This window comes from Congregibacter sp. (assembly GCF_047617445.1).
Lineage (GTDB): Bacteria > Pseudomonadota > Gammaproteobacteria > Pseudomonadales > Halieaceae > Congregibacter.
On the sequence record NZ_JBLGBE010000068.1, the window covers coordinates 1 to 18233 of the forward strand.

The 18233-nt window shown below is 53.7% G+C and carries 17 protein-coding genes; 4 read left to right on the forward strand and 13 right to left on the reverse strand.

The window, feature by feature from the left end; genetic code table 11:
* The 6 genes from ACI9KD_RS13540 to ACI9KD_RS13565 all read right to left on the reverse strand — a co-directional run.
* Positions 1-942 (reverse strand): hypothetical protein (locus ACI9KD_RS13540; protein ID WP_414981708.1); only part of this gene is annotated, 942 nt, incomplete at its 3' end.
* A gap of 3 nt (positions 943-945) precedes the next feature.
* On the reverse strand, positions 946-1563 hold the full coding sequence (locus ACI9KD_RS13545; protein ID WP_414981709.1) for a dUTP diphosphatase: 618 nt from the start codon (positions 1561-1563) through the stop codon (positions 946-948).
* Between the two features lie 301 nt (positions 1564-1864).
* The gene (locus ACI9KD_RS13550; RefSeq protein WP_414981710.1) at positions 1865-2029 is read right to left on the reverse strand and encodes a patatin-like phospholipase family protein; all 165 of its coding nucleotides are present in this window, start codon (positions 2027-2029) and stop codon (positions 1865-1867) included.
* Positions 2030-2345: 316 nt separating this feature from the next.
* Positions 2346-2840, reverse strand: a complete 495-nt coding sequence (locus ACI9KD_RS13555; RefSeq protein WP_414981711.1) for a lactoylglutathione lyase family protein — start codon at positions 2838-2840, stop codon at positions 2346-2348.
* A 300-nt stretch (positions 2841-3140) separates the two neighbouring features.
* Entirely contained in the window at positions 3141-3767 is a 627-nt protein-coding gene (locus ACI9KD_RS13560) for an MSMEG_1061 family FMN-dependent PPOX-type flavoprotein (protein WP_414981712.1), read from the reverse strand.
* Between the two features lie 302 nt (positions 3768-4069).
* The gene (locus ACI9KD_RS13565) at positions 4070-4762 is read right to left on the reverse strand and encodes a winged helix-turn-helix transcriptional regulator (RefSeq protein ID WP_414981713.1); all 693 of its coding nucleotides are present in this window, start codon (positions 4760-4762) and stop codon (positions 4070-4072) included.
* Positions 4763-4915: 153 nt separating this feature from the next.
* Between ACI9KD_RS13565 and ACI9KD_RS13570 the strand changes: the two genes are divergently transcribed.
* Positions 4916-5242 (forward strand): DUF1330 domain-containing protein, encoded by a 327-nt coding sequence (locus tag ACI9KD_RS13570; RefSeq protein ID WP_414981714.1) that lies wholly within the window; start codon positions 4916-4918, stop codon positions 5240-5242.
* A 430-nt stretch (positions 5243-5672) separates the two neighbouring features.
* Positions 5673-6473: a class I SAM-dependent methyltransferase gene (locus ACI9KD_RS13575; RefSeq protein WP_414981715.1), complete on the forward strand. Its 801-nt coding sequence runs from the start codon at positions 5673-5675 to the stop codon at positions 6471-6473.
* A 671-nt stretch (positions 6474-7144) separates the two neighbouring features.
* On the opposite strand, the gene ACI9KD_RS13580 is transcribed toward ACI9KD_RS13575, so the two are convergent.
* From ACI9KD_RS13580 to ACI9KD_RS13610, 7 genes are all read right to left on the reverse strand, one after another.
* Complete coding sequence (locus ACI9KD_RS13580; RefSeq protein ID WP_414981716.1) at positions 7145-7666, reverse strand: hypothetical protein; 522 nt, start codon at positions 7664-7666, stop codon at positions 7145-7147.
* A 122-nt stretch (positions 7667-7788) separates the two neighbouring features.
* Positions 7789-8577, reverse strand: coding sequence for a hypothetical protein (locus ACI9KD_RS13585; protein WP_414981717.1), 789 nt, complete (start codon positions 8575-8577; stop codon positions 7789-7791).
* A gap of 131 nt (positions 8578-8708) precedes the next feature.
* A complete protein-coding gene (locus tag ACI9KD_RS13590) occupies positions 8709-9221 on the reverse strand; it encodes a hypothetical protein (protein ID WP_414981718.1) in 513 nt (170 codons plus the stop codon).
* A gap of 276 nt (positions 9222-9497) precedes the next feature.
* A complete protein-coding gene (locus ACI9KD_RS13595; protein WP_414981719.1) occupies positions 9498-11468 on the reverse strand; it encodes a TonB-dependent receptor in 1971 nt (656 codons plus the stop codon).
* Positions 11465-14734, reverse strand: a complete 3270-nt coding sequence (locus ACI9KD_RS13600) for a glycosyl hydrolase (protein WP_414981720.1) — start codon at positions 14732-14734, stop codon at positions 11465-11467. The genes ACI9KD_RS13595 and ACI9KD_RS13600 overlap by 4 nt, the downstream gene beginning before the upstream one ends.
* Before the next feature lie 358 nt (positions 14735-15092).
* Complete coding sequence (locus tag ACI9KD_RS13605; protein ID WP_414981721.1) at positions 15093-15392, reverse strand: hypothetical protein; 300 nt, start codon at positions 15390-15392, stop codon at positions 15093-15095.
* Between the two features lie 145 nt (positions 15393-15537).
* Complete coding sequence (locus tag ACI9KD_RS13610; RefSeq protein WP_414981722.1) at positions 15538-15999, reverse strand: DUF3237 domain-containing protein; 462 nt, start codon at positions 15997-15999, stop codon at positions 15538-15540.
* 339 nt (positions 16000-16338) lie between these two features.
* Between ACI9KD_RS13610 and ACI9KD_RS13615 the strand changes: the two genes are divergently transcribed.
* Positions 16339-17109, forward strand: coding sequence for a PEP-CTERM sorting domain-containing protein (locus tag ACI9KD_RS13615; RefSeq protein ID WP_414981723.1), 771 nt, complete (start codon positions 16339-16341; stop codon positions 17107-17109).
* 617 nt (positions 17110-17726) lie between these two features.
* Entirely contained in the window at positions 17727-18194 is a 468-nt protein-coding gene (locus tag ACI9KD_RS13620; protein WP_414981724.1) for a hypothetical protein, read from the forward strand.
* The last annotated feature ends 39 nt before the right edge of the window (positions 18195-18233 follow it).

Below are 18233 nucleotides of genomic sequence, written 5' to 3' on the forward strand. Positions count from 1 at the left end.
CGCGGCCACGCGCTTCGTCAACAGGCCATCGACACGCTCTATGTCAGCCGCGGCGATCTCTTGGTAGTGCAGATTCAGCTCACGACATACTTCTCGAGTACGCAAGCGACGGGTCAGCGCGCTCGTAGGCACATCACGCTCCCAGCACTCTATATATAGCCCTAACGCGGGCACAAAAAAGTCAGCCGTGAGCGCTTCTTCAACCGGCAATCTGCGATCCCGCGCGTGAGCCAGCTGGGCTTCGTAGAGCCAATCGCAGACTCTTAACTGCAACACGCTATCAACCGGATGACCATCCAGACCACATCGTCTGCGGACGAGCTCAGTAGGCGCTTGCGCTGACTCATGGTCGGTTGCCGCAAAAAGATCCGGCGCAGCAGTATCCGGGTCGGTCTTTGGTACCGGGGTGGGACGAGTTAGCGCCGGAGCCTCATTGGAAAACCCATCTCCGACCAATCGATTCAACTCACGATGAATCACGGCGTTATCAACAATCTCATGGGGCCAGCTAATCAACAGCAAGCCATTGTCATCATCGCGCTCCTGACGACCGCCAAAATGCTCTCCCAGACTTGTAAGCTCCAGCCCTCGTTGCGTGAGCTTAAGCAAGCCTAGTTCTGCAAAATTGCGGTTGATCTGCCGCACCCCAAGATGTGGATAGTAACGCTGCATACCTCCAGCGGTGATTCGCTGATTACTCTCGATGGCAATGAGTAGCGGATGTTCCATTAAAGATTCGGGCCAGACGATGTAACGCCCAAAACGCTGACTCTCCTGATAGGAACCACCCTGCAGCTCACCTTTGCCGGTGAGCGCCCAACTTTTACCTCGACGATCAATCCAGCCGTAGTCACGCAGCGTGACAAACAACTGCTGAATAGGCAGCTTTAGGCGCTTTGCCAGCGCCGAAGTCGATAAGCGATTGTCGTCAGTGTCAGTCACACGCTATGTAGTCGCGGCGTAGCGCGTAGACAATGCGCTGTAGAGGTGGCTCTCGGCATCAGCGGCCGAGGTGTCTATGTCGGCAAGCAGCTCCATCAAGTGCTCATTATCCTCACGCCCGTCCCATAGCTTCCGGTAGCTGCCGTCTTTATAGCCATGATCTTGCCGAAAGAAGTTGAGTACGTTTTTTCCAAGGTATTGACGATACAAGCCTGCAAAGTCCAGAGATGCCGCCGCTAACAAGGATGCGAAAACAGCGACACAAAAGCGTCGTTCCCCCGCCGCTATCGCAGCCAGGGCCTCGGACGCCTCTAGAACACCCAGCTTCTCAGGTTCTGTCGGCCATAACGCCATGATCTCCTTTGCGAGCTGCTCAACGTCGATAGCATCGCGGAAATAGGCCGACATGCCAAAGTGCCAGATATCAATAACCTCTAACTGCACTTGTTCAATATCAGGTTCCTGATGCTTCCACCATTTGTACCCATGGTGATCGACCAGCTCAGCGCACTCCACCCAAATGGCTCGATGCCAAGCAAAGTCCTGGGTAATCCACTGCGGATGGACTCGGGTATTCATACGATTCTGCATACCCAGCATGGTGATCAGTGCTTCTTGCATTTAGGATCCTGTCTAATGGTCTGGTGACGTTAGGGGTTTTAGAGTTTAAAGCGGGCTCGTTGTTCGTCGAGCGCCTTTTGGGCCCAAAATTCGCCGGCGGGTATGCGTTCACTCGCCCTGTGAAACTTGTGAGATTCGCAAATGTTACAGGGGATATCAATGAGTATATCCGGTGGATTCCATGACACTGGCTGCAAGGGCGGCGTATTACCCAGTGGATGTAACATCTCACGACCATTAAGACTGACAGCGACGGTAATGGCACTGCCATCCATGCGTGTTGGCGGTATCGGCAAGGGATTCAGAATACCCCACCCACCAGCAGTGCGCTCACCAGGGAGCCCATGGAACAGCCCGTAATCGACTTAATCTCAAAACCTTGTTCATGCAGCACTCTCACGACACCTATGTGCGTAAGACCACGAGTACCTCCACTACCCAAAACGAGATTGATTGGAATCGACATTTCAAACATTGCTCTGTTGCACACCAAGGCGAATCATTCGCCACCAAAGGTATCAAGCCTGACGGCAAAAGCACCCAAAATCGTCCGTACGGGTCGCTTTTGATTAAGCATTCCAAGCAATCATCCTGACTGTGCCGCTTGCTCATCAACAACCGGTACTCGCTAAAGTGCCGGTGCTGGAGCCACCGCCGACACTACCGTAGCGCAGCCGGCAATTAACGCCCAGCCCTTCACATTCCCAAAAAGCGCGCGACTCTTGTAGTAGTAAGCGTCCAGCCCGAGAGCGAGAACACACCGGGCGTGCGTTAGGCAGGACTCAGTAGGCGCCCTGAGAGTAAGTCAGCTCATAACTATGTGAGTAGACCTCGAAGATCAAACCGAAGGGATCTTCGACGTAGCACATCTTGTAGGGCTTCTCCCCAGGATAGTATTCGCGGATCGGCATTCGCTGCTTACCGCCATGCGCAACAATTTTGGCGACAAGCCCTTCGATATCCGGATCCTGAACGCAAAAATGGAATGTACTGGTCTTCCAGTACTCAAAATCCTTGGGGGATTCGTTGTTCTTGAACTCGAACATCTCCACCCCGATTTTATCGCCTGTGGACATATGTGCGATTTTGAACGAGCCCCAGCCTTTGCCAAACACATCAATACACATCTGACCTATGGGTGTGTCAGCCTCCTCGGTTATCACGGTGGGTTCCATGATGTGATACCAACCCATGACCTCGCTATAGAACTTGGCAGCTTCAACTACGTCGGGAACTGATATTCCAATATGGGAGAACGTTCTTGGGTATGTGCTCATGATCTATCTCACTGAAGCTTAGGATTTGCGGGTAAGCCATAAATCCACTCACTAACGTCGGCAGAAAGCCGGGTAATAGTAAGCGTGGATCTTGTGGCGGCACTTACTTTAAAAGTCTAAGAGCTAACGTTATCAAATGTCCTGTCTGTTAAGAGGCGCATTAAGAACAGTATGGGCTTTGCGACCTTTCCTGCTACGCAAGGTGTTTTGTTAACGAAGCTGGGCTAAAGATTTTCACCTCCAACTGCTGCCTTGCCTCTTCTGTAGACACTTTCTCTACTGATCTGTACAACGAATACCCTAGTACAGCCGCTCCCTCTCGTCATTCACGACAATATCGTGCATCTCGCTCTCGGCTAGATCGAGCTTTCCTGCATCAACCATGGTCTGGGCGAGACGAGGAAGCCCGTCCAAATCAGGCCAGTGCTCTATCTGCCACAGTTTCGAACGAATCATACATTTGGAACAGTGGAAAAAAGCCTCCTCCACAGTAACGACAATAGCGAAGTCCGGGCTCTTTCCCTTCACGGCCATTGAGTGAAGCAGATCCGTATCTCTAACAACCTGGGCTTTGCCACTAACACGCAACGTTTCTGTCTTGCCCGGAATCATAAATATCAAACCAACATTGGGATTTTGCAGGATATTTTCTATTGTGTCGGCTCTCTTGTTTCCCAGCCTGTCCGGAATCACGAGTGTCTTCTCATCAAGAATTTTGATAAAACCAACAGAATCGCCCTTGGGTGACACGTCGGTATTGCCATCTGCGTCAGCGGAAGCGATTAACATGAACGGTGCTCTGCCAATGAATACGCCGCAATGCTGATCTAGTGCAGAGAGCGACTTTCGAGTAACCAGTTCACTGGGCTCGCCCATGATTGAGCGAAATTGCTCTCTTGTCGCAATCACATCATTGAAACGAGCCACGGCTTCTCTCCTGAAAGTATTCGCAACCGAGTCTATCAGTGTCCGCAACGACAAGTTGGTGAGCGGTTCCGGTGGGGTAAAACTTCCATCGCGCTCTCCTGCCCCAATGTCGCAAAATAGGCGACGGCTAACTTCCAACGAACTTTTGCTAACACTTCGTAACAGCCGATGGGGATACATCAAAAGCACTGCGGCTGAAGGAGGTCCGATCGATCTGCATACAGTCGCAACTGTCGGACTAGCTGTTTGCCCATGTCAGAATTGCGCGAGCCTGGAGGCAGTTAACAGGCCAAACGTGCCGCTTATGACACCCGTTTCTTCTCAACCGCGAATGGGCTGAGTCCGAGCCAAGTTTGCATCGAACCCTGCAAGTTCTTGCTGCCGGAAAATTTGATTGAATCTCTGGAATCTTGGACGGTTTGCAAGCCCATCCAGATGGCGGTCATCGTTTTTAAGTCAGTAGAAATGTACAGGTCCACCTCGAACCCGGGTTCGGACCAGCAAAGATCGACCTCTCCATCCGGCTCAACGACGAGCCACCAGTCCTGCTTTGATTTGGGTAGTTCTCCATACAGGAATTGAACGACTACTCGTTGATTAGGCAGAGGCGATGGATTCAGATTTCGTCGCATATCCCACATCAATAAAGATGGATCGAGATTGCGAAGCGATTGCTGAGACTCGACCCACCGCTGTCCCCAGGTGCCCATCGCGATCACTAGTGGACGCAGATCTTCGCCAGCATCCGTCAATTTGTACTCGAATACGTTCTTCTGTGTTTTGACCGGATTCTTCGAGACGACCCCCGCTTGCTCGAGGTCTCTCAGCCGCTGTGCAAGCAGTGTAGGCGACATCTTCGGCACGCCTCGTCGCAGGTCGTTGAAACGGCTCGACCCAGCGAGCAATTCCCGTAAAAGCACCATCGTCCAACGGGTGCAGAGGATCTCTGCGGCCATGGCCACAGGGCAAAACTGCTTATAGCCTGGCTGAGGCATTCGAATCTCCAAACACGGAAGCAAAGACACCGTACACCGCCGCCACTAACTCGACTAGTACAGTAACTGTACTCGCGAATACAGTTTTGTGACTAGGCAGCCAAGCAGTGAGTTGGCATCTTGGTCACTCAAGACATCGAGAGGATGAGCCACATGAAGACCTACGTAATCGCTGACATAAAAGTAATAGATGATAGCTGGGTGCCCGAGTACGCTGCGAACGTGCATGACATAGTGCACAAACATGGTGGCAAATACCTAACACGGACCAGCAATATCAATACGGTTGAAGGCGACACATTGGATACCACGCTAATTGCATTGATTGAATTTCCGTCTGCTGATGCATTCAATGCCTTTGCTGAGGACGACGAATACGCTCCTTTCGCTGAAGCTCGCCAACGGGGCAGTATTAGCAGATTTCACGTGCTAGATAGCTACGATTCGGCTGGGACCATTCCGTATCTACGTACGAATTAGGGAATGCTCCAATAGTTTAATGCCGTTCGGTTGGCTATTTTTGGCTGGCTGGCTGGGTACGAGGCGAAGATCTACGCTCGTCTCATGCTAGTCGATTGCTGACTTTTATAGAGGGAGTGTCGTCCTTACCTAATGGTCTACTGCGGCCTCTGTCGATACGGTGAGAGTTGACCGGCCCCTGCTTTTACATGGTTGATTGACCTGCCCAGAGCAAAGAAAATCCAAGTGGTTTCAGGCAAGTAACTGGCCGCAGATGGTCCAGGGTCTGATGCGCTGAATGGCCGTATTTGGCTCCTTTTTGAATGCAAATCAACAGAGGCGGGAATACAACATACAAATGCTATAGTCCTTACAAACTCCCGCACAGTCTTGAGAATCGGGCGGCTCTACCCGCTCGGCTGGCGCCAATCACTAGGACTGAGAACCAACTATGAAAGACTCAGACAAGAAATTCATTATTGATTACGAGACCGAGACCTGGTCACGCTGTGCGGACTCCTATCTAGATACCTTCTCCATGCTCACAGGCCAAATGCTGCCTCGAGTAATCGAGGCTGCAAACGTGACGTCTGGTAGTCGGGTCTTGGACGTTGGGTGTGGCCCAGGCAACTCAACCCGTGCTCTCGCCGACGCTGGTGCGATTGCCACTGGCCTTGATTTCTCCGAGAGCATGGTAGCGGCAGCAAAGGCCGCCAATCCTGGGCTTTCGTTCAAACTCGCTGACGGTGAGAAAATCCCTGAAGACGACGATAGCTTCGATGCAGTGATCGCCAACTACGTGGTTCACCACCTGCCGGAGCCCGCTAAGGTGTTCGCTGAGGCAGCCCGGGTGCTCAAGCCCGGCGGTCGCTTCGTCTTCGCTGTGTGGGGACCCAATCCAGAGCAGAGCTCCATCGGCTGTTTTGTGCGTGCGGTAAGTGCGCACCACGATCCCCAAGCACTTCCGCACGGTCCTCTCTTCGGAGTTACAGATAAAGAGACCTTCCTGCCTCTCATGGAGAGCGCTGGCCTGACAGGATTTGAGCTGACGAACCACAAGACGGAGTGGAAGTGCGACACGCTTGACCCGGTCATCGACGGTCTCTGGACCTGGGCGAACGTTAAGGACTTTCCGCAGGAGAAGCAGGACAAGATCATGGCGGGCATGAAAGAGAACTGCAGCAAGTTTGCCGTTGAAGGAGGCTATGTGTTTCCGCATACGGCGATCCTGGGCCATGCAACCAAGCCCTAGTTAGAAGTGCTGGTATCGGGAAGCAAGGACGAGAAAAAGCCCTTCAACCCTCACGTTTTCGGACACCAGCAGTTGTTTGAAGCCGGCCACGCGAAAGGCTTTTCGTAGGCGAAAGCCGTTCCCTGGCAATGCCTTTGAACACCTCGGAGCGGTCACTCGAGCCGCCAAGACCCTCTTGTACTTAATCGTCGCGACCGACCAAATGCGGCCCTTGAGTCACTAAGGTTTCTCTCCACGTCCCTTCTGTCGACAACCAATAGCGTATGACGCACTGTGTTTTCAAACTATCGCTTATGTGCGCTTTGTTTGCGGACCACTCCTCCTCTGAGCTAAGGCCTTTGATGTATAGATAGTGCAGCCTTCAGCGTAGGTAAACCGCCTTTCAAGGCGACGTTCTATCGCTCTTGCTTAGAAATAGGTCATGGAAGTTACGTCTTTGTATATTTGCGCCTCAGCTTGCTCAGCCATTTCAGGTCTGTAGTCCGCACCCACTAGCTCAGATAACGACGATGAACGAACCAGGTAAAGCTCGGCCATCGCATGTTCGCGAGCCTGTTTCATCGCATATATCACCAATCCTAGTGAGACGATTACTCCAAGAGCCGGGGCCGGCTTACGGCCACAACCGGTCGTACGATCGAAATAGTCAAGCAAGTCAGTGCCCGGCACTCTTACCACACGAAAGCTATTGCGCCATTCCCAGTTTCATAGCTTATCCAGACAGTTACAACTTGTCGTTGCGCATCTAAAAGCGGAGCCCAATAGTCGGGACTAATTGCCAGTGTTTTTTCAAATAGAACATCAAGGGCGTTTACGTTTTCCTTAGCCCTCTTCACGTCTCTATTTCTGACTGCTCCAAGTCCTCGAGCGTAATAGGTTATTGCCTCAACCTGTGGGGAGTTCTCCCACGCAATGTAATCCGGAGATCGTGTTTTTAACTCGCTCGCTTGTTGCCATAGTTGTTGCTCCAAAGCCAACCTGGCCGGGATTGCCGCAAAGGCATACGCAGCCGGGAAAGTCGCTTGCACTGGCTGATGAGCTTCCATGTCTTCCATGGATCGTTTCGCCTCAGCTGCCAACTTCGCTGCTGCCCCCGGTGTCGTTCTGGGCACATCGGCCATGCGCACTTCGGAATTACTTGTACAAGCGATCATCAATATGGCGACCGTCAAGATAGAGAATAAACGGACCACGAATGATCTTTCAAAAATATGAATTTTGCCAAGCGTTAGCTTCCAACAATTTATGCCTTAATCCAGTCTATCTCGGTTCGATTCAAAAAAAGTGAACGCTACCGAGGGCTGTGCTTCAGATTTCACCGTCGTGTATTAGGTGCGGTTTCAACTGGTCGACGCAATGCGGGTTCGTCCGATGTGGTTTGTATATCTTCTATGAGGGTTTCGAACTGATCAGCTAATCGCTCCAAGACCTGGACATAGTTCGCGGCCAAACTCATTTTGAAAACCAGCAAGCCACGAGCCATATCTGAATCAAGTTGAGACCAGTCTTCCAGCCCTATTGTTTCTACTGGCGCATTACTTATCTTTGATAAAACACCGACTACTGGCAGTGACTTCGCTATGAAAGGATCTAAATCAGCTTGATGAAACGTGATGTACTCCTTCATCGATCGCTCAGCGTCCTCAAGTCTCGTGTTCAGTAAAGAGAGACCTCTACGAATCACGGGATCTGATATTAGAGCGAAGCTCCCCGAGGCCTCTAGATCACGCAGGGCGCTCAGACTAGGCACGTAGTCTGATGTTGTATAAACACCGCGAACAACTACCTGCTCTAGCTTTTCGTTCTGCAACCCTTTGGAGCCAACGGTCAAAAGCAATTGCAAGTCCGCAATCTGTTGAGTCTTGAAATCAATGGCCCGCCTTAACGTAGCCAGTGAGGCCTGAAAGTCCAAAAGAACTGCCGAAAGATGCTCAGCCTCTTTAAGGCGCTGCCCACGCTCATTTATCCAAGTGTCGGCCGCGAAGGCCAGCAGAATGCCAAAGACAATAACTACAATTTCACCGAGAATACGTGTGACAGTTGAGTAGCTGTTCATATCACTTATGCCAAGAATGAGTGTCGGCGCCAGACTACTACATGGCATGTACCCTTGCGTGACTCCCGGGCGAAACCGCGCTGGTGTTTGGCTTCCAGTAACACCCCATAGCGGTCAGTGACCCGCCTACAATAGTCCCTCGTTCTGGCTGGATGCCAATCGCGAAGCGCTGCTTTAAGTTACTGGTCTGGTGCCACTTCTGGAATCTTGTAGATGTCGACAGTTGGGGCGGTATCTCTCGTCAATAGTTCATCGACGTATTCAGCGAATTCAGCGTGGAAGAAAGCCCGTCGCTGTCTCCAGTAACGGTCCATGCCGGGAAGTTGTTTCACACCCACAATTGCTGTCGTAACAGCCTCTCGAAACTCAGCGTCCAAAGTTCCTTCTTTCGTTAGAAGATAGCTGTTTTGCATTCCCAATATGGCCACATGCATCGACATCATAAACTGAAATTCGTCGCGGGGAGGAAGCGGCTCGGGGCTTATCATTGCATTGAACCAGGTGTCGCTAGCCTGTCGGTTGCCCCCCATTTGGATATACCAAGATTGCATTGTCGTTGTCGCATCACTTGCAGCGGCAGACCTAATTGCGGCAGTGTTATCGTTAACTTGAACGCCGACAAAAACCAGTGAAACGATTACGGCAACTCCACCCACTATTTCTGCTAGTGACGCTATATCTTGCAATTTCATGGTCTATCTCATTGCGGTCGGGATCAGCCAAGAATAGACCTAAAGTGAATTCATACGTTAGCGAGAATAGTGTTTGAGTCATGCCTCGAGTCATAACGGCGCATCGGCACCCTACTTCTTCGGCACATTTGACCTTATTGGGCGAAAGCGGACCCTCGGTCGGTATCTATTCGTCCCCCGCCTTTGTAGGCCCAAAAGAGCTCTGCGGCTTTTTCTAGTGCGACAAGGTGCCCTATGCATCCGATCTGTTTGAGCGCTGCAAACTTGATGAGCTGCTTAGATATCCATACGCAGCGATAGCGAGAATGCCCGCGGTGCGACATAGCGAAAGTCGCTCGTCGAGCTGGCATCCCAGCCAAACTCGTCGAACACATTCGTCAGCCGACCGCGGATCACCACATCGTTTGAGGCAAGGGTAAACTGACGGCGCAGGCCAAGATCCAGAAGCGTGCGCGGCTCGATTTCGACTAATCCCTGCGCGTCTCCATTTTGTTCACCGCGGCTGGTGAGACCAAGATCGAAGGACCAGCCGGGCGCCCAGGAGGGCCGGTAGTCGAGATTGAGCGTTGTCGATCGGGTGATCGCACCCACGGGGCTGTCGGCTAATAAGCCCGCGTCCACGGCCTCACCGCTCAGGGCCACATCGTAGAGCACGGTTCCCACAACGAGCTGCAGGGCATCGGTTACCGGACCTGCCAACGAGAGTTCCACGCCGCGATTAACCTGCATACCCTGTTCGCCGAAGAAGCGAGTTTCGTCGAGACCGAAAAAGGGTTTTTCAATCTCGAAGGCGCCGGCGACAGCCGTGAGATTGCCCAGGGCCACGCGCAGACCGGCATCGATCTGTTGCGTCTGCGCCGCCGGTGGGGCTTCGTTCTGGTTGATGGCGGTGGAAGGTGCTACGGGGCTTTCCTCGAAGCCGCGTACGATGCCGCCATAGGCAACGAGGCGCTGGCCCAGAGGCGCATTGGCGGTGAAATTAAACAGTAGCGGGTTCTCCTCAATGGCGACTGTTTCACTGTCAGGCGACTGCACGTCGCGGGTGTAATCGGCTTGCTGCACTCCGAGGTTCAGTTGCCCAACGTTCTCCCATTGGAGGTCGTAGCTGAGCCCCAAGGTTACCTGCTCCACGGATTCGCGGGTGCGCTCCCCGAATTCGACCTCGGGCCTCTCGAAAAACACCGGCACGTCTATGTTGGCAGGGCCAAGGTCGATACCGACGGTGCCACCGTAGTCGCGCTTTCGCTGCAGAGCGCGCAGATTCAGGGTCAGGCTGTGTTGGCGATTGCCTTCCAGTATGTAGCGGGTCGCGCGTGCCTCAAGGGAGTCTGACTCCAGTGTCGTGGGCGGACCGAGCGCTGAGCGACGGCGTGCCGATCCGTCAGGCTGCACATCGACGTAAAGCTGAGCGGATTGGATGTCGCGTTCGCGGCTCGAGCGAAACACCCCCAGGCGGTATTCCCAATTGCCGGGACGATAGCTGGCCAGGAGGCCGGCGTTGTAACGCGGTCCTTTGAACTCGACCCAGGGCTGACCGACAAATTTCCGCGTTGTCACACGGGGTGGCAGCCAGGGGCCGCCGGTGAGGTAGCGTTGGGAGAACTGATTGCCAAGCTCCTCGATGTAGTCGGCAAACACCGTAACCTCAGCGATGTCACTGGGGGCATAGCGTATGTTGCCGCCCACGCTCGCGGACTTATCGTTGGTGCCATCGCCCACCTCACGCTCTTCATATCCAGCGCCAAAAGCTGCTTCCAGACCATCGCGTACACGGACCTGAAAATCGGCGGCCACGAGCGCACCGCCGTAGGCACTGCGCTCAATGATTACGCTGTGGGTGGGGTCTTCCGCGACGCGGCGCAGAGAAAAGTCGACGATACCTGTGGGTGCGGGCAGCGGATATCCCTGAGCGGCCAGCCCGGCGCGGATTGTCGAGCCGTCGATGAGGCGGTTGCTGAAGTCGCGGGTGGCGCGATCAATGAACAGCCCGTCGACGCGCACATTGCCTGCCGCCGTGGGGCTGAAGCCGCGCACGTTGGTAATACTGTAGAGCCCGATCTGTTCGTTGCCCACGCTGGCGCCGAAGGCATCCGACACCGAGCGCACAACGTTCTCGGCGGCTCGCTGGGCATAGGCATCTCCGCCGATCGCGAAGCACAGTGCTAGTGCTAGTGACCTAGCCAAAGGCGTCTTTGCTGCTGACGCCGATGCCAGTAAAGAGCGGTGCCTGAAGGACCTGGCGTTCACTCGACGCCAGTTCCCTCAACGTAGGGGCCTCCGGCAGCCACCACCGCCGCACCCACTTCGTTAAGCTCCGCAAGCCCGTCCTCCAGGCGAGACCGGATGGACTCCGTGGACTTGATGGCAAGCTTCAGTCCATCCTTACTGGTTTCGGTGGGGCCATAGAGCGAGCGGTAAATAGTTCGCTCTACAGCGGACAAGCGTTGAGATACGGTGGTTCGAGTCTTCTCGCCGACCTCGCGCTTTGCCGGGTTGCCGTTGAGCTGCGCATCAAGAGCCTGGAATGATTCTTTCAACTGGTGAATGCGCGTATCGAGTCCCCCTGCATCCGCCCGCGAGTGCGCTAGGGCTTCTGACATGGCTTGGACGCGTTTGACGGCTCCAGCAAGTTGAAGGCTTAGGGCCGAGGCCTCTCGCGAAGCATCTTCCCAGGCTCGCCAAAATGCGGCCACCTCGGTCTCTGGAGCGCCCGAGAGTGCGCCCGGATACAGGCGCTCAACGTCGAAATCGATGGGCCCGTCCAGCAGACTTACCTGTCCGTCCATGCGCTTGTAGAGCGAGGCCGAATAGCTGCCCGGCGCTGCCATCATGCCTTGCGGTGACTCATCTGATTCGCCTTGACCCACAACGATTGCTTCCGGGGCAGGGTAACGGAGGTCCCAAGTGATGCGCTGGAATCCCTTTTCTGTCGGGCCCTCGACGCGACGCACCACGTTGCCATCGGCGTCTTTCACCAGCACGAACACAGCGGGTGGACTCTGTACCGCCTCCTGGCCGACAACGTTCCAGTCCGGAAAGTCGACGTCCTTACCGGCCGCCTCTAATGACGCCTCGGCAGCACGGCGCGTTTCCGCCATGGTCTTCAGTCCGTCACTTAGATGATAGGTAAAGGTGGCTCCAAACGCCGGGTTGGGTGCTACGTAATGGGAGTCGCCCTGAGAACCCTTGAAGCTATCGAAATCAAGGTCCGAGCGCGGTATGTACCACCAGGCCTTTCGAGTGGAGTACAGCGATCCCTCTTGCTTCAGCCGCTCTTCAGAGACCTCGCGAAGCACGCTGTAGTCGTCAAAGACAAAGAACCCTCGGCCAAAGGAGGCACCGACCAGGTCGTTCTCCCGACGCTGTATCGCGAGATCGCGAAAGCTGATGGTCGGTACGCCGCCCTCAAGCTCAATCCATTTTTTGCCGGCATCGATAGTAAAAAAGATACCGAACTCGGTTGCTGCAAAAAGCAGTTCCGGGCGGACGTGATCCTGGACCATCCGCCAGACCATATGGCGCTCGGGCAGATCGCCGCTGATCAGCTCCCAGCTAAGCCCACGGTTGGTACTCCTCACGAGGTAAGGTGTGTAGTCCCCATACTTGTGGTTGTCGAGGGACACGTAGACGGTATCCGGATCGTGGAGGTCAGCTTTGATGTCGTTGATGAATGCGCGCTCTGGCACTCCCATACGACTGACCTCGATGCGGCGCCAGTTGCTTCCACCGTCCTGAGTTACCTGTAGCAAGCCGTCGTCGGTACCGGCGTAGATCAGCCCGTCGACCAACGGTGACTCCGCCAATGAGGTGATGGTGTTGTAGTTGGACATCGCCAACACGTCCCAGGACGAATCCCAGCTTTGCTTGCCTCCCATGATGGGAAGTTCAAAGCGCTCTTCGTCGCGGGAGAGATCTCCGGAAATAGCTTGCCAGCTATCTCCCCTATTGTCGGAGCGCCATACCCTTTGGCTCGCGAAGTAGATCCGCGTCGGATCATGGGGGCTCACATGGATCGGAGCATCCCAGTTGAATCGCTCATAGTCTTCTCCGTCTGCCGGCTGGGGCTGGATATCGATGACCTCTCCGGTAGAGATATCGATACGCGAAAGCGCGCCCTCCTGCCGCTCGGCATAAACGATGTCCGGATTGCCCGGCTCGGTCGCCGGTGCGTGACCGTCCCAGTCCAGTACAAGGCGCCAGTCCGCATTACGGATACCGTTGACGCTGTCCGTGCGGGAGGGACCGCCCTGGGTGCCGTTGTCCTGGGTGCCGCTGTAGATGTTGTAGAAGGGCTCGGCGTCATCGACGGCCAGCTTGTAAAACTGCGTGACCGGCAGATTCGGCATGAAACGCCAGTGCTCAGCCTGATCGAAGCTTTCGTAGACACCGCCGTCGGTCCCGAGCAAAAGGTAATCCGGATCGCTGCGCTTGAAGGCGAGCGCGTGGTTGTCACCATGGCGGTACTGACGGTTTACTGGCGCCCAGGCCTTGCCTCCGTCCATGGACTGCTTCATGGATGCATCCATAAGGTAGAGGTGGTCGAAGCGGTGTGGAGAGGCATACAACTCAACGTAGTAGTGCGGACCCGTACCACTAGAAATCACCTCGGACTGTTGGGTCCAAGACTGCCCACGATCAAGGGACTTCCAAATGCCGCCGCTGCGTCGGTTTAGCTCGATCGCTGCATAAATGATGTCGGGTTGCTGCGGGGATACGGCGAGTCCAATCTTACCCATCTTGCCTTCTGGCAGGCCGCTCTCAAGCTTCTGCCATGTATCTCCAGCGTCCTCACTGCGGTAGATAGCAGAATTGGGTCCGCCATCCATAAGTGAAGCAACGGTCCGATGATGCTGCCAGGTGGCGGCGTAAATCCGATCGGGATTGCGAGGATCGACGACGATATCCGTGACTCCGGTAAATTCCTCGTCACCCAGTGTCTTGATCCAGGTCTGGCCGCCATCAGTAGATTTGTAAAAGCCGCGCTCGCCGCCGGGACTCCACAGGGGTCCCTGGGCCGCCACATAAATCGTATCGGGCTGCTGCGGATGAACGATAATCTTGCCGATGTGTTCAGAGTCCTCAAGACCCATGTTCGTCCAGCTTTTTCCGCCATCGGTGGACTTGTAGATGCCGTCTCCGAAACCGAAGTGACGGCCACCGCCATGCTCGCCGGTGCCCACCCAAACCGTATTCCCATTTTCGGGGTCCAGCGCCAGCGCGCCGATAGAATAAGAGCCTTCGTCATCAAACACAGGCTCAAAGGTGGTGCCCGCATTACGGGTCTTCCATACACCACCGGAACCCACCGCTACGTACCAAACGCTTTCATCCTGCGGGTGAATTGCAAGGTCAGCCACGCGTCCGGATCTGACTGCCGGTCCAATATTGCGCAGGGTAAGGCCCTTGAAGGTAGCTTCGGAAAGCAACTCTTCTCCATCAGTTTTGGTTTGAGCCTGCACGGTGCCAGTACAAGCGAAACATGCGGACAGCCCGAGAGCAGCCAGTATTCTCATGCGGTTTCGCATCACGATAGATCTCAAGACGAATTCGGGGGTAGATGGTATCGCAAGCTCACGCACAGACAAAATGCGACGGCGTAGCGGCCGCCCTTAGGCGAAAGCCCTGGGTGGCCATCCACCTTACAGCGGCCATTTGTGCAAGTTTGAACTCTCCGACTGGGGGAATTGGTCTCAAACAGAAGCAGCTGCGGCGTGCTCCGATGCGCTTGAATTCGCAGGCGAAAGCGGTCTCTGGCGGTGTCTCCAAACACCTCGGTGCGGTAACTTGTGCAGCCTAGAATTGCATGATCTTTACGACTGCATTCGGCCAGAAAGCGCCGCACGAAACAGTCTAAATGCTGAATGTTTGCGGCTACTTTTCCGGCACTGGGCCAAAAAAACCGATAGCGCCCACTACGCGATTATCTTGGTCAATTTCGGTAAAGTCGAAGCCAGCTAGCACAAGCTCTTCGCCTTGGTGGATGGCCCAATGGTATCGGTGAAAGCCATGCTGAGAATCAACCCCACTCGTCCTGGAATAAGTCGCACCGCGAAGGCCGGCACGCACCTTATGTACGTTAGCCTCAAAATCCGCGATCCCTTGCAGATCGATTGATGGATCAACGAAGCGCACGCCGGGCGCTAGAGCATCATCAATGGGCGCTCTAATCAATGAAGGATCAGGTTCGTTCCATGCCGCTAGCCTCTTGTCTAATGCGACGGGTGGTAACTTCCGCTTCCACCTCATAAGAGACATCGAAGCAAGGGTAAATCTGTCCCTGATCATGTCCTCTTGGTGCTCAACGGCCATAGAATCTTTAGCCAAAAGTATAGAGATCGTATCCCACGACCGAGCTATTCAAGTCGACTTCACCAACGTTTACACACTGTATGCGATTGAGCCACAAGTAGTCCGGGTGAGCAGTTGAAAAACGGGGTGCGCCACGAATGGGCATCCGCGCAGGGAGGTTGCCCTCAATGAATTTCGTATAGCCATCTTCACCGGCGTCAATAAATCCGTTGTATGCCACGTAAATCAAAGCACCGTCGCGGGTCTCGATCGTTGCGCGTATGTCCATAACCCCGACTCCATCGCTTCGAATTATCAGCCAATCGGCACCGACCGGCAGAAATTTCCCTTTAAGACGCGGCCCGTTAACCTCACCACCAGTAATGTAAAAATTAACTCGCAACCCCTCGGGTGTCGGGCCAATGGCTTCTGGCGGATTCTGAAGGGTAACTTTAGCGGAACAAATATGCTCTAAGTTATAGTCGTACATGATCTGCGCCCTCTTTTGATGTGTGGATTAATTGTTGGTCAAAATTTCAGACTGTGCTTAAGCATCCCTTCCCAGTCGAAAGCAGGCACTCACATCATTCTAGCCCAACGGCCCCTAGGCGAAGGCGGTCTCTGGCCATGTCTCTGAACATCTCAAAGCAGGCGTAGAAGGTATCATTTACCCTATATATTGCATGGTTATTATTGTCAGGATTTTTTACAGTTTTAATAAATATGTTAGCTCCCGATAGCGGGAGACCCCGCATTCTCTGTGGTGGCACGGAAACTGCTCAACATTTAAGTGTCTATGATTATAAAGCTTCATTTAAGGTACCTACCCGTGATAAATCAAGTTACTAAGCTACTCGCTATATTCGTTGTTGCTGCTTGGGCTAGCAGTTCTAATGCTCTCCCCATCGTCGCAGGCACCATCATCAATTTTGATATTGGTCCTCTCGGCGGACTCGATAATGACGGTGGACTGCCACAGACCAGCTATTCCACAGTAGATTTTGACGGTGATGGCAATCCTGACGTCTGGAACCGAATGGGCCAGACCCCTGGTAGCACTGTCTTCGGCGGCATTCAGGACATTGTCGGGAATGAGCTAGATGCAACTGTCACCCTTAGGGCGGACGGAGTGCAAAACAGGGACGGAAATACCAACAACAATGCTTGGTCAAATGCACAGGGTGTGCCCACCGAAGTGATGAATTCCTGGTATTTCAAAGGCACGGGAGAAATGTCGCTGTCTATTGTCGGGCTAAATTCGTCTCTCAGGTACACCGTCGAGATCTTTAACGCGTTCGGTGCTTGGGCAGGTCAAGGAAACTTATCAGACATGAAGGTAAACGGCTTGTTTGCTGATGGCACCTCTACGTCGATCATCGCTTCGGCGGGTAATGACTGGAATCGCTACACAAATGGATTCGTGCCTCGCACCGGCTTGAAGTTTTCTAATGTTTCTGCAGACAGCGGAACCCTGTTGGCTACATTTAGCGGAGGTAACCCTACAGTGCAGGCCATTCGCATCACAGCGGTTCCAGCGCCCGCGACCCTGGCACTCTTCGGCCTCGGTCTACTTGGGCTTGGCTGGAAGCGCCGCAAGTAAGCCTAAACGGAACTCCTAATATTTAAGCCCACTTCGGTGGGCTTTTTACTGCCTAAGATTTGCGAATGCTAATGTCGCAAAGTAGGCGAAAGCGGTCCCTGGAGAAGTCGCCTAACACCTCAAAAGGGACGAGATCAGGGGGCAGTGTCGCCAATTTCACGTCTGCCGAAAAAACGTGGTGGGCCGTCAAACTATCGTAGTAAGCCTCTTTGCTGAGCGCTGCGAGGCCCTGTAGGCTAGGTCTTATGAATCAGGTTAAGTGTCCTTACTGCCAGTCCCACGAAGTTACACGTATTCATCGTTCACCGTTTAACAAGATATGTCTTAGGAACCCAAAATTCCTCTGTTTAAAGTGTCGCCGTAAATTCTTTAGAAAAGTCCCGTAGATAACGTCCGGGCTTCATAATAATCACGCTTTGGTGGTTGTTTAGAGTTGACTGCATGCCTGATCAGAGCCACTCAGTAGTCACTGTGGCTGGCTGCTACCATTCACCCGGTCGACTAGGTAACTTCCCTTAGCACCTCAATGCGGTCTTTCGGTTAGCGCGAAATTGCGCGACTATTGGCGTCGGTCGTGTGTCACTTATGGAAGCTTGCACCGCGAGAGGCGCAACTATATGAATATAAACTGGGAAATCGTTGGATCTATCGCTGAGCTTACAGGGTCGATTGGCGTAATCCTGACGCTATTTTATGTCGCCTTGCAGATTAAACAGGCTGCGCTGGGAATGCGGATTGCCGCAAGGCAAGAAGCAACCAGACAATATGGCGAATTTGCGAGTCAAGTTATCCAGAACAAAGAGTTAGCGGAGCTGTTTATAGCGGGCAACGAAGGAGACCAATTAGATCGCGTCCAAAAAGCCCGCTACTTCACGATGATGGAGATGGCGACGTGGCAATTCTCTTCTTTGTTCTACCAGAAAACCCATCAAAAGCTGCCTCCCGACGAGTGGCATCAAACACAAATGCTCATTCAACGCACCTGCACATCACTAGGCTATCGTAAGTGGTGGTCAAGCAATAGCTACAGATATGAACCCACTTTCGTTGAATTCATCGAAGAGATTCAGAGGGAAGCGGATTAGGACCCCGACCGCTAACACCTCAAGGCGGTCTTTAGCGCG

What these genes read in the sequence shown, in the direction of transcription:
- ACI9KD_RS13565 (WP_414981713.1), bottom strand. Translation starts at nt 4,762, where the DNA reads ATGCCTCAGCCAGGCTATAAGCAGTTTTGCCCTGTGGCCATGGCCGCA.
- ACI9KD_RS13570 (WP_414981714.1), top strand. Translation starts at nt 4,916, where the DNA reads ATGAAGACCTACGTAATCGCTGACATAAAAGTAATAGATGATAGCTGG.
- ACI9KD_RS13575 (WP_414981715.1), top strand. Translation starts at nt 5,673, where the DNA reads ATGAAAGACTCAGACAAGAAATTCATTATTGATTACGAGACCGAGACC.
- ACI9KD_RS13600 (WP_414981720.1), bottom strand. Translation starts at nt 14,734, where the DNA reads ATGAGAATACTGGCTGCTCTCGGGCTGTCCGCATGTTTCGCTTGTACT.
- ACI9KD_RS13585 (WP_414981717.1), bottom strand. Translation starts at nt 8,577, where the DNA reads ATGCCATGTAGTAGTCTGGCGCCGACACTCATTCTTGGCATAAGTGAT.
- ACI9KD_RS13550 (WP_414981710.1), bottom strand. Translation starts at nt 2,029, where the DNA reads ATGTCGATTCCAATCAATCTCGTTTTGGGTAGTGGAGGTACTCGTGGT.
- ACI9KD_RS13620 (WP_414981724.1), top strand. Translation starts at nt 17,727, where the DNA reads ATGAATATAAACTGGGAAATCGTTGGATCTATCGCTGAGCTTACAGGG.
- ACI9KD_RS13610 (WP_414981722.1), bottom strand. Translation starts at nt 15,999, where the DNA reads ATGTACGACTATAACTTAGAGCATATTTGTTCCGCTAAAGTTACCCTT.
- ACI9KD_RS13590 (WP_414981718.1), bottom strand. Translation starts at nt 9,221, where the DNA reads ATGAAATTGCAAGATATAGCGTCACTAGCAGAAATAGTGGGTGGAGTT.
- ACI9KD_RS13555 (WP_414981711.1), bottom strand. Translation starts at nt 2,840, where the DNA reads ATGAGCACATACCCAAGAACGTTCTCCCATATTGGAATATCAGTTCCC.
- ACI9KD_RS13545 (WP_414981709.1), bottom strand. Translation starts at nt 1,563, where the DNA reads ATGCAAGAAGCACTGATCACCATGCTGGGTATGCAGAATCGTATGAAT.